The sequence below is a fragment of the Rhodospirillales bacterium genome (assembly GCA_023898785.1).
Lineage (GTDB): Bacteria > Pseudomonadota > Alphaproteobacteria > Micavibrionales > Micavibrionaceae > TMED27.
Window position 1 is genome coordinate 1,301,309 of record CP060239.1, and the last position, 11,993, is coordinate 1,313,301.

General features: G+C 51.6%; 11 protein-coding genes. 7 read left to right on the plus strand and 4 right to left on the minus strand.

Annotated features, from left to right (window positions below):
• Positions 1-56 precede the first annotated feature (56 nt).
• The 4 genes from H6859_06580 to H6859_06595 all read right to left on the minus strand — a co-directional run bounded on the left by H6859_06580 (position 57) and on the right by H6859_06595 (position 5,568).
• Positions 57-2,918: an isoleucine--tRNA ligase gene (locus tag H6859_06580; protein ID USO04824.1), complete on the minus strand. Its 2,862-nt coding sequence runs from the start codon at positions 2,916-2,918 to the stop codon at positions 57-59.
• A 195-nt stretch (positions 2,919-3,113) separates the two neighbouring features.
• Entirely contained in the window at positions 3,114-3,338 is a 225-nt protein-coding gene (locus H6859_06585; GenBank protein ID USO04825.1) for a hypothetical protein, read from the minus strand.
• 282 nt (positions 3,339-3,620) lie between these two features.
• Complete coding sequence (locus H6859_06590; GenBank protein ID USO04826.1) at positions 3,621-4,541, minus strand: AEC family transporter; 921 nt, start codon at positions 4,539-4,541, stop codon at positions 3,621-3,623.
• A gap of 91 nt (positions 4,542-4,632) precedes the next feature.
• Complete coding sequence (locus tag H6859_06595) at positions 4,633-5,568, minus strand: bifunctional riboflavin kinase/FAD synthetase (GenBank protein ID USO04827.1); 936 nt, start codon at positions 5,566-5,568, stop codon at positions 4,633-4,635.
• Positions 5,569-5,727: 159 nt separating this feature from the next.
• Between H6859_06595 and H6859_06600 the strand changes: the two genes are divergently transcribed.
• The 7 genes from H6859_06600 (at position 5,728) to H6859_06630 (ending at position 11,990) form a co-directional block, all read left to right on the plus strand.
• Positions 5,728-6,075: a DUF2282 domain-containing protein gene (locus tag H6859_06600; protein USO04828.1), complete on the plus strand. Its 348-nt coding sequence runs from the start codon at positions 5,728-5,730 to the stop codon at positions 6,073-6,075.
• A gap of 3 nt (positions 6,076-6,078) precedes the next feature.
• On the plus strand, positions 6,079-6,984 hold the full coding sequence (locus H6859_06605) for a DUF692 domain-containing protein (GenBank protein ID USO04829.1): 906 nt from the start codon (positions 6,079-6,081) through the stop codon (positions 6,982-6,984).
• A gap of 116 nt (positions 6,985-7,100) precedes the next feature.
• Entirely contained in the window at positions 7,101-7,877 is a 777-nt protein-coding gene (locus tag H6859_06610; GenBank protein USO04830.1) for a putative DNA-binding domain-containing protein, read from the plus strand.
• Positions 7,878-7,995: 118 nt separating this feature from the next.
• Positions 7,996-8,547, plus strand: a complete 552-nt coding sequence (lspA, locus tag H6859_06615) for a signal peptidase II (GenBank protein USO04831.1) — start codon at positions 7,996-7,998, stop codon at positions 8,545-8,547.
• A 28-nt stretch (positions 8,548-8,575) separates the two neighbouring features.
• Positions 8,576-9,094, plus strand: coding sequence for a DUF3035 domain-containing protein (locus H6859_06620; GenBank protein ID USO04832.1), 519 nt, complete (start codon positions 8,576-8,578; stop codon positions 9,092-9,094).
• Between the two features lie 17 nt (positions 9,095-9,111).
• Positions 9,112-10,563: an insulinase family protein gene (locus H6859_06625; protein ID USO04833.1), complete on the plus strand. Its 1,452-nt coding sequence runs from the start codon at positions 9,112-9,114 to the stop codon at positions 10,561-10,563.
• Positions 10,560-11,990: an insulinase family protein gene (locus H6859_06630; GenBank protein USO04834.1), complete on the plus strand. Its 1,431-nt coding sequence runs from the start codon at positions 10,560-10,562 to the stop codon at positions 11,988-11,990. The genes H6859_06625 and H6859_06630 overlap by 4 nt, the downstream gene beginning before the upstream one ends.
• The last annotated feature ends 3 nt before the right edge of the window (positions 11,991-11,993 follow it).

Below are 11,993 nucleotides of genomic sequence, written 5' to 3' on the forward strand. Positions count from 1 at the left end.
CATTTCCTTCCTGCATAGCCAAAAATTTATAATATCAGAGTGCTTCTCATGCAATCTCAGGCGGCTTTGGCCTCTTTCACCACGTCGGTGCAGCGGTTGCACAGATCACCGTTTTGAGAGACCTCGGGCAGGACTTTCCAGCAGCGGGAACATTTCTGGCCGGGGGCTTTTTCGATTTTCACGGACGGATCGCCTTCTTTCACCTGAAGATCGGAAACGATGCAGATATCGGCCATTTCCCCGGCTATTGATTTTACATAATGCGATTGTGTGGAGATGGTGGGGAGAGCCTCGAGGGAGGAGCCGAGGGTTTTATCGGCGCGCAGGGGTTCGATGGCTTCAAGAACCGATTTGCGAATTGTCATGATTTCGGCCCACTTCTCGGCCAACTCCGGGTTTTTCCAGCTTTCGGAGATAGTTGGGAATTCGCGCAGGTGGATGGATTCCTCATCTCCAAACACTCCCGCAGGGCGGTGGGACCACGCCTCTTCGGCGGTGAAGACCAGCACGGGGGCCAGCCAGCTTACCAAGCATCCGAAGATTTCGGCCATGACGGTGCGGGTTGCGCGGCGTTCAAAAGAGGCTGGCTCATCGCAATAGAGGCGGTCCTTGCGGATGTCGAAATAAAAGGCGCTGAGTTCTTCGTTGCAGAAATCGTGCAGGGCTTTGGTCAGGCGCATGAAGTCATATTTTTCAATGCAGGTGCGCAGTTTGGTATCCATTTCGGTGAGCTGGTGCAAGACGAGGCGTTCGAGCTCGGGCACGCGTTCGTCGCTCAAATCGACGCGTTCGGCCTCGGTGAAGCCGTCGAGCGCACCGAGCAAGAAGCGCAGCGTGTTGCGGATGCGGCGATAGAGGTCGCCGGTGGTTTTAATGCTGTCCTTGCCGATGCGGATATCTTCGGAGAAATCGCAAGTCAGCGCCCAAAGGCGCAGGATGTCAGCACCAGATTGCTCCATAAGTTTGAGCGGGTCGACGACATTGCCCAGCGATTTGGACATTTTATAGCCCTTTTCGTCGAGCACGAAACCGTGGGTCAGCACGGTGTCATAGGGCGCGGTTCCACGTGTGCCGCAGCTTTCGAGCAGGGATGAATGGAACCAGCCGCGGTGTTGGTCCGAACCTTCGAGGTAGAGGTTAGCCGGGCGCTTGCCTGCCGGGCGGCGCAGATCGTCGCGGTCTTCGCAGACAAAGGCGTGGGTGGAGCCGGACTCAAACCAGACATCGACGATGTCGAAGATTTGCGTGTAATCGGCGGCGTTGTAGTCATTACCCAAGAAATCCTGCGGATTGCGCGACCACCAGGCATCTGAACCTTCGGCCTCGAAAATATCGCCGATGCGGTTGAGGACGGTTTCATCGCGTAAGATTTCGTCGGTTTCTTTATGCACGAACAGAGCAATCGGCACGCCCCACGCGCGCTGGCGTGAGATGCACCAGTCAGGGCGGCCCGCGATCATCGCGCGGATGCGGGCCTCGCCCTTGGCCGGGACCCATTTTGTGTCGCCGATGGCGGTGAGGGCTTTACCCCGCAGATCGTTTTTGTCCATGGAAATAAACCATTGCGGGGTGGTGCGGAAGATCAGCGGGGCTTTGGAGCGCCAGCTATGCGGGTATTCATGTTTGAGCGAGCCTTTGGCCAGAAGTTTGCCGGCTTCGTCCATGGCTTTGAGCACAGCGAAGTTGCCGTCGCCGAGCTTGCCGTCTTGCGTGTAGACCTCAAGCCCCGCAAAAAGCGGAACGTGGGGGCGAAATTTCCCATCATCGGCGACATTATCGGTGACTTCTATGCCGTTGGCGGTGCCGAGATAAAAGTCGTCTTCCCCATGGCCGGGGGCGATGTGGACAAAGCCCGTTCCGGCATCTTCGGTGACGAAATTTCCAAACAGTAAAGGAACATCAAAATCGTAGCCTTGCCCATGAAGAGGATGTTGGCAGGTTGTATTATAAAACAGACCTGAACCTTCTCCGTCACCTACAGGATTAAGGTTTCCCCATGCTCTTAACTTGGACCATCTAATAATTTTAGCTTTTTCTTTTACATCCTCTGCGAGATTTTCGGCTAAGAGTAACCTTTCACCTACAATAGCACGGCTGTCTTCGGCTACTTCCTCTACTTCATATAGCGCATAATGGATTTCGCCAAAGGCGATGGCGCGGTTGGAGGGCATGGTCCAAGGCGTAGTCGTCCAGATCACGACATTAGCACCCTCCAATAATGGCTCGTTGGGGCAATCAATAATAGGAAACTTAATCCAGATGGTGATGGATTTGTGTTCTTTATATTCGACTTCGGCCTCGGCCAGTGCGGTTTTTTCAACCACCGACCACATCACCGGCTTGGCGCCTTTATACAGGCCGCCGTTACGCACGAATTCATGGATTTCGCGTACGATTTTGCCTTCGGCGCGCTTGGTCATGGTCAGATACGGGTCTTTCCAATCGCCGCTGACGCCGAGGCGCTGAAACTGGGCGCTTTGCGTCTCAACCCAGCCCTGGGCGAATTTGCGGCATTCATCGCGGAAGGCCAGTGGGGCGACCTCGTCTTTGTCCTTGCCGGCGTTACGGTATTGTTCCTCGATCTTCCATTCGATCGGCAGGCCGTGACAGTCCCAGCCCGGCACGTAGGGCGCATCATAGCCGAGCATTGAATAGGATTTCACGACAACATCCTTGAGGATTTTGTTCAGCGCGTGGCCCATATGAATATCACCGTTGGCGTATGGCGGGCCGTCATGCAGGACCCAGCGCTCTTTGCCTTTTGTGTTTTCGCGGATTTGGCCATAGAGATCCATGTCCTGCCATTGTTGCAGGATTTCGGGTTCTTTTTGCGGCAGCCCGCCGCGCATCGGAAAGTCAGTTTTGGGCAGGAACACCGTGTCTTTGTATTTGTCTTTATTGTCGCTGTCTTTATTCATTTTTCATAATCCGCTTTCTATCGGGGGCGGGTTTGTGATGGTGTTTCACGTTTTAATGTTGATGGATTGTATATGCAAGAACTCCCGGTCTCTTAAGTCAGAGCCGGGATGATAATTCGGATAATTATGGCGTTTTCTGCGTGCATCGGCGCACTATAGGGTAATTACTGCGGGCAAATCAAGCACGGAAATTTATTAGAAATTCAATGGATACCCATCAAACGTCATGGCAAAAGGATTGGCTTTTTTCTGCATATTCGGTGATGCAGTGCTCGCATATTGGCCGGGATAGGTCTGGCCACTCGACAGCGGCATTCCATCCATCATTGGTCGCGTTACTGTTTCACCCTCCATTCCTTGTGCAGCTTGAGGAAAAGCTGCTTGTCTTAAGGGAACCGCCCCAGCTTGCGCTGTCATCATTTTTCTCCGTAAAATTTACCGTTGGCCGTCAAAAATTCCGAGGACTATGAATCAAAAGGGAGAACGGGTCAAGCTTTTTCGGGCAGCTTTCTTACCACCCCTCATTTTTTCAAAAACGTTAGTTTTCCGTCATTGCGAGGAGCCATAGGCGACAAAGCAATCCAGGAAATCCGGGTGTTCTGGATCGCCGCGCTCCCTCTGGTCGCTCGCGATGACGAAATTGAGGGGTAAGAGCAATTTTGCTCTATCGTCACACAGAAACTTTATGGTAAATTCTGGTGTTTAAAGGCCGGAAACCAGCAGAATTAGAGGGATGTAAAACAGGGCGAAAATGGTGCCGATGAGAATCGTTGTGGCCGCTTTTTCGGGGCTCATGTCGAGCTTTGCGGCAAAGGCGGCGATATTGGCGGCGGGCGGAACGATCGCCATCAGGAAGACCATTTTGTGAATTTCCGGGCCAAACCATCCGGTGACGCCTTGATCGAACAAGATCAGGCCATAGGCCGCTGCGGGCCAAATGATGAATTTTCCGACAAAGGTCAGCGCCAGAAATTTCGGGGCGATGATCAGCTTTTCCGCTTTGGCCAGAGAGGCGCCGATAATCATCATGCCGACCAGCACGTAAGCGCCTTTGAAATGCTCCCAGTAATTGTTAAACAGGGCCGGGAGCTCCGTGCCCGCCATATTGACGCCAAGTCCAGCGATTACGGCATAAATACTGGGGAACTTGAAAAGCTTGATCAGGCTGTCGCGCATATTGAAGCGACCGCGATTGGCGATGTAATACATCACCGTGGCTTCGTAAACCAATCCGCCGACCAGTGCGAAAATGTAAACGCCGACCCATTCCGGATCAAACAGCAGCAGGACTATCGGCAGGCCGAAATAGCCGGTGTTCCCTGCCCCGCCGCACATCGCCAGCAAATTGGCGCGGTGGTCGTCATATATCCTTTGCGCCAGCATGTAATAAAGCAGGGTCAGCCATGAAAACAGCGCAAAGACGATGATCGGCAGAAGGATGTAAACCGGCTGGAGTTCGATTTTTGCGACAAAACCGAAAGCGACGACCGGCATGAGGATGTATATGCCGAGACTGCCGAGACTTTGGCGATCGACATCGAAATAGCGTCCGGCGATCCAGCCCAGGCCAATCAGCATATAAAGCGGGATGAGATTGGTGAAAAGTGTGGTGAAAATGTCCATGTTTTTTATCTTTTCTTCTTAATGCTTATTTCCGTTAAAAATCTGACATATTCTTCTTATAGACTGGACACCCCCACCCCTGCCCTCCCCCTCAAGGGGGAGGGGTGTGGATGGAGAGGATTTCACGGGCTTGGGCGCAGTCTTTTTCCATCTGGTCGATCAGGGCGTCGAGCGAGGTGAATTTGGCCTCGCTGCGCAGACGTTGAACCGGCCGGATGCGCAGTGTCTTGCCATAGATTTCACGGTCAAAGTCGAAAATGAAGCTTTCAACCTGCGCGGTCGGAACTTCAAACATCGGGCGAATGCCGATATTGGTGGCGGCATTATGCCACTCTTCCTCCCCTTCGATTTGCACATGCGTGGCGTAAACGCCATAGGCCGGGTGAACGGTTTCATGCAGGGCAACGTTGGCCGTGGGGTAACCGAGCTGGCGGCCCCGTTGATCGCCTTTAACGACCCGTCCGCGTATTTCCCAGTTCCAGCCCAGGTTTTCATTGGCAGCACCGAGGTCTCCGATGCGCAGGGCGCTGCGCACGGCGCTGGAGGAAAATACTTTGCCGTCATCACCGACAATTTTTTCAACCGTTGTGAGTGCGATGCCTGCGTCCCTGATATCCTCAGGCTCTCCCTTGCGGAGCTGGCCGAAGCGGAAATCCTCGCCAATGACGATATGATGGGGGTGCAGGCCGCCCAGCAAAACACCGGTGATAAAATCCGCCGCGCTTTGCGAGGCAAAGTCCCAGTCAAAGGGTAAAGACACTACAAAATCAACGCCAAATTCAGCCAGACGCCAGTGTTTCACTTCGGGTGGTGTAATACGGCTGGGCGGATCGTCAGGACGGAACAAGCGGCGCGGATGCGGTTCGAAGGTCAGCACGCCGAAGCTTTTCCCTTCGCTGACCGCGATGTCTTTTGCCCGGCCCAAAAGCGCCTGATGCCCGCGATGTACACCATCGAAATTACCGATTGCGATGACCGCGCCTTTGGCCGAATCCGTTATATTTTCCAAGCGTTCAAAAACTTCCATGATGTCCGTTATGAAATGTTTTTGATTGAAAGTCCATCTACGGACTCGCTTTTTTTATAAAAGCTTGTAACCTTTCATCTGCTGCGTTCGAAGACACGACCATACGAGGGGGACATCCCTTTGCATGAACAAACCTAACCATTGAAGGAGATATATTAAATGGTTTCGAAGAAAGCTGTAAATACACTCTTGGCTTCTGCTGTTGCGCTTACTGTTGCCGGTGGTATCGGTGCTGCCAACGCTATGGATGAAGGCACAGAGAAATGCTTTGGCGTTGTAAAAGCCGGGCACAATGACTGCGGCAATGCCGATAAGACGCATTCCTGTGCCGGACAGGCGGCCGAAGATGGCGCTGGCAATGAGTGGATTGCTCTGCCAACCGGTATTTGTGAGAAATTGATCGGTGGTTCTTTGGAGCCAACATCCGGCAGCGCAGATGACGTGATGCATGATGAAGATATGCATGAAGACAACATGCATGATGAACATGAAGGCGAAGGCCACTAAGATATGACGTCGCATAGCACGATTACGAACCGTGCTGATCAACTATTCCCACCGGCTAAAATTCCTTATGAACCGGTGGGAATTGGTTTTCGGACACCCCATTATGAAGAGGTCCTTGAGACTGATTTAAATCTGGGATGGCTGGAAGTTCATCCTGAAAATTATTTTGGCGGTGGTGTGCATCGCCATTTTCTTTCTGAAGTGCGCAGGAAATATCAGATCAGTCTGCATGCGGTTGGCCTGTCTTTGGGTTCTGACCAGCCGGTTTCGGAAGATCATCTGGCGCGTGTTCGCGAGCTCATCGATATTTATGATCCGTTTAGCGTGTCCGACCATGCGTCATGGAGCGCAAGCGGCAATGCGCATTTAAACGATCTTCTTCCCCTGCCCTATACACAGGCCAGTCTCAACAAGTTGGCGCGCAATGTTGAGCGCGCGCAAGAAGCGCTGGGGCGGCGGATGCTGATTGAAAACCCTTCGACTTATCTGGCGTTCAAAGGCAATGAGATGCATGAAGACACGTTCATGAATAAACTGGCAGACATGACGGGGTGCGGGATTTTGCTGGACCTCAATAACATCTATGTGCAGGCGCATAATCACGATTACGATGCTTGGAGCTATGTTGATATGATTGAAGCGCACCATGTCGGCGAGATGCATCTGGCCGGACATATTGAACAGACGGCCGGAGAGGGAACGCTTTTGGTTGATACGCATAGCCGTCCGGTTAAAGGGGATGTGTGGGGGTTATATGAACATGCCATCAAGCGTATTGGCGTCGTGCCGACCCTCATCGAATGGGACAACGATATCCCCGATTTGGCGACGTTGGTGAGCGAGGCGGCGAAAGCACGGGCGATTATACAAAAAGTACGCGCAGAAGATCTTCCCGATGCAGCGGAATAATTTAAATACGTCATTGCACCCTCTGGGGCATAAACTTCGCGAAGCAATCCAAATATGTGGATTGCCGCGTCGGCCTATCGGCCTCCTCGCAATGACAAGACAGGAAATACAGTTCAATGCGGCTGAATGAATTTCAAAAACGCTTTAAGGATTTAATGCTAGATCACCCGGATGCTTTGCATGCGCCGCCGGAGGATCTGGTGGATTTTTGCCGGTCCGGTGATATTGCACTTCCTGAGCGGCTGAAAGTGTATCGCAATAATATCGTCGGCAGTCTCACTGACGTTATGCTGGCAACATTTCCGGTGATGGAAAAATTGGTCGGCAAAGAATTTCTGGAAATGATGGCGCGCAGCTTTATTCTTAAAAACCCGCCGAACCATGGTTGTTTAAGCCTTTATGGAGAGGGGTTCGCAGAATTTATTGAGGGGTTTGAACTGGCCAAATCCCTACCCTATCTGCCTGATGTTGCACGGTTTGAGTTGGCGCTAAACAGCGCTTATTACGCAGCGGATGACAGGCCTTTGACCGCCGAAGCGCTGGGGCGGATTGCGCCTGAACATCTGGAGAACCTGAAACTTGTCCTTAGAGACAGTGTACAACTTTTGCGCTCGCGTTATCCGCTCAGCGCGATTCAGGATTTCTGTATGAGCGGTGCGCAAGAGGGTACGCTCAATCTTGATCAAGGTGGTGAGCACTTGATGGTTTTTCGGCCCGGTTTGAATACGCAAACTGTCTTGCTGGATGAGGATGAGTATCTGATGCTGGTACTGTTGGCTGACGGGCAGACGCTGGGCGCGGCGGTTGAAAAAGTTTTGGAGACGCATCCAGACTTTGATTTTCAAAATTTCTTACAAAAACATATGTCGCTTGAAACTTTTCGTGCTCTTTAAGCACACATTTCCCTAATAAATTGTATTTTGGTCATTGCGAGCGGCAGCGAAGCAATCTAAAGTCTGGATTGCTTCGTAAGCCTTACGGCTTTCTCGCAATGACGACTTAAGTGGGACCATGCAAAAATTTCCTTACCTGATCCTTGCGCTTGTTATCTTTACGACTGACCAAATCAGCAAATGGTTTGTGACCGAAGTTATGATCAAGGTGGTGGTTGAAAAACCCATGCCGAGTACGCTAGGCTTTTTTGAGTGGCTTTCCTCTGCTCCGGCAAGGCTGCCTCCTGTATCGATAGAAATCCTGCCCTTTTTCAACATTGTGATGGTGTGGAATCAGGGTGTGAGTTTTGGCATGTTCAGCAATGGCTTGCATTGGGGGCCATGGTTTCTCAGCGGTTTATCGGTGATAATTTCGATTGGGTTTTTGATTTGGTTGTCGCGCAGCTTCTCACGGCTGCAATCCGTTGCCATTGTGATGGTTATTGCCGGAGCACTAGGCAATGTGGTAGACCGGATGCGGTTTGGCGCAGTGATTGATTTTCTGGACGTGCACGCGCTGGGCTATCACTGGCCGGCTTTTAATATCGCCGATAGCGCTATTTGCATCGGGGTTTTTTTGTTGATCATACAGTCCTTCTTTTTTGAAACTGGTGGAAAAAATGCTAAATAACAATCATGGCAAATGTAAGAGTGACAAAATGAAGAGTTTTAACACTATTTTTCTTGTGCTTGTGGGGCTGGTGGCGCTTAGCGCTTGCGAAACCGCGCAAGAGCAGTTGGGCCTTACTAAAGAGGCTCCTGACGAATTTAAGGTCGTTAAACGCGCGCCATTAGAAATGCCGCCAAACTATACCTTGCGCCCGCCAAGCCCCGGTGCGGCGCGTCCGCAAGAACAGGAAACGGCAGAAGAGGCGAGAAAAACGGTTTTGGGTAATGCGTCGGCGCAAAATACGTATACGCCCAGCGGTTCAGAGGCCGCTTTGCTGCAAGCAGCCGGAGCAACACAAACCGATCCCGCTATTCGCCGCAAAGTCGATGAGGAAACGGCCAATATGAGAGATGAAAATGAGCCGGTCATTGAGAAAATTATGAGCATCGGCAGAGACAGGCCACCGCCTGCAAAAGTTGTCGATGCGGCCAAGGAAGCGCAGCGTCTACAGAAAAACCAAGCGGAGGGTAAGCCGGTGACTTCCGGTGAAACCCCTTCTGTTGAATAGGTAAGGATTTCAAGAGCATGTTCTATTCTTTAAGGCTTTGTAAGTCTTTGCTTGTTTTGAGCGTTCTTGTTGCCAGCATCTTGCCCTTCACGGCGCTTGCCGAGAAGCAAGAACTACCGGATGAACGCGCCGCCACGCCTGATGCGCCGCAGGAAGAACGCCGCAGGGTTTTCAATGCTGAAAGCTTTACGCTTGATAATGGTATGGAGGTTGTGGTCATTCCCAATGACCGCGCGCCGGTGGTTACACATATGGTGTGGTATAAATTCGGCGCGGCGGACGAGCCGATTGGCAAGTCAGGCATTGCGCATTTTCTTGAACATTTGATGTTTAAGGGTTCTGCCCAAGTTGGCGGGCGCGATCTTGATCCCGGAGAGTTTTCAGAAATCATCCGTTCCATGGGCGGAAATGACAACGCGTTTACGAGCCAAGATTATATTTCCTATTTCCAGTCCGTTCCGGCCCAACATCTTGAAACCGTAATGCGGATGGAGGCTGGACGGATAAACGATATCAATCCGCCAGCCGACGAAGTCCTGTCTGAGCGCAAGGTTATTTTGGAAGAACGCAAACAACGCACGGATAATGATCCGCGCGGGCAATTTGGCGAACAATTGGCGGCGGCGGCGTTTGTAAACCACCCTTACGGCATTCCGGTGATTGGCTGGAAGCATGAGATGGATGAGCTGTCTTATGAAGATGCCAAAGCGTTTTATGATCGCTGGTATGCGCCGAATAACGCGATTTTGGTGGTTTCAGGCGACGTGACGCCCGGCAGGGTTTTTCAGCTGGCGATTGATATTTACGGGCAGTTGCCGCGTGAGGATGTGCCTAAACGTGAACGAACCCGCTCACCTGCGCTCAATTCCCATACCAGCGTAACGCTTGAGCACCCGGCTATTCGTGAACCGCTGGTACAAACGTTGTTCCGCGTTCCATCGGCGCGTCAAAACAAAGAAGAGTCTTTGGCTCTGCAGGTTTTGGAAGAAATACTGGGCGGTGGACCAACTTCGCGGCTGTATAAATCCCTGGTTGTCGATCAAAAAATCGCGTCGAGTGCCGGGATCAGCTATAACTCAGCTGCATGGGATGATTCCAGCCTGTGGATTTATGCGACGCCATTGCAGGGGAAAACTCTGAGCGATATTCAAACCGCGTTAATGGATGAGCTGCGCAAGCTCATTAAAGATGGGATGCGCGAAAAAGAGCTGGGGGACGCCAAATCGCGGATGAGCGATGAAGCCGTTTATGCCCGTGACAGTTTGACCGGCCCGGCGATGGTGATTGGGTACGGGCTGGCGACAGGCCAAAGCCTGGACGATATTGAATATTGGCCCTATGACATCAGCGAAGTCACAGCTGACCAAATCAAGGCGGTCGCTGAGAAATACCTCAACCCCGATGCGCCGGGCGAGCATCCCCCGGTGAGCGGTTATTTGTTACCGCAGGCCGAAGGAGACAAAAAATGATTACACGTTTGTCATTGCAAGGAGGGCAAAGCCCGACGCGGCAATCTAAACTTGTTTTCTATCCTAAAGGGCACAAATGGATTGCTTCGCTGGCGCTCGCAATGACATTGTTCTGGGTGATGCCGGCGCAGGCTGAGGACGGTCTGCTTGATATTCAGGAGGTTACCAGTGAAAGCGGCATTTCTGCCTGGCTTGTGGAAGATCACAGCATACCGGTGATTGCTGTGAAATTCGGCTGGCGCGGGGCGGGATCGGCGCGCGACCCGGAAGATAAGCAAGGCCTTGCGCGTATGCTGTCCAATACGATGGATGAAGGCGCGGGCTCTCTCAATTCACAGGCTTTCCAAAAAGAATTGCGCGATCTGGTGATTTCTTTAAGTTTTTCCGCCAGCCGCGATGATTTTACCGGCTCACTGAAAACTCTTACCAAAAACAAAGACCGCGCTTTCGAGCTTTTAGAGATGGCGCTCACAAAGCCGCGTTTTGATAAAGAGGCGGTGGAGCGGATGCGCCAAGCCAATCAGAGCCGCATTCGTTCTTCCCTTTCCGATCCGGGCTGGATGGCGGCGCGACTGCTCAACGATAAAGCCTTTGAGGGACACCCTTATGCCTTGAATAGCGGTGGAACGCTATCATCATTAGAGCGGATTGAGTCTGCGGATCTTAAAAAGCTGCATAAAAGCGTTTTGGGACGCAATAACTTGAGCGTCGCGGTAGCAGGCGATATTACAGCCGAAGAACTCGCTGGCGTTTTAGACCAGGTTTTCAGTGATTTGCCGGATATCCTTTTGGATGACCTTGCCAATCTGGAAATACAAAACGCCGGAAAGACCTTTCTTTACAAACGTGATATTCCACAAAGCGTGGTTGAAATACTACAGCCCGGCATTGGCCGCGATGATCCACGTTTCCACAGTGCACAAGTGATGAACTTTGTTTTAGGGTCGTCTGGATTTGGTTCACGTTTGACGGAAGAAATTCGTGAAAAGCGCGGTTTGACTTATGGGATTTATTCTTACTTTTACGATCTTCAGCACCTAAAAGGGCTGGCCGTTTCAACATCGACGGCGAATGAAAACGTACCTGAGATGCTTAAGCTTATCAAAGATGAATTTAACAAAATGGTCTCAAGCCCGATCGGTGAGAAAGAGCTGCGCGACGCAAAATCATATTTGATTGGCTCGCTGCCCTTGTCGCTCACCTCAACTGACAAAATTGCCGGGCTCATGAACTCACTGCAGCTTGACGGCCGACCGGTTGATTATCTTGACCAACGTGAAAAAGCCATTGAGGAAACCAGTATTGAGGACATACAAACGCTTGCAACGGAACTGCTTGACCCTGAACAGTTTATCACGATTATAGTGGGCGAGCCCGAAAAGCTTAAAGACGTCATAGAAGTGAAATCCTTGCCGAATGTCGAATAGTCC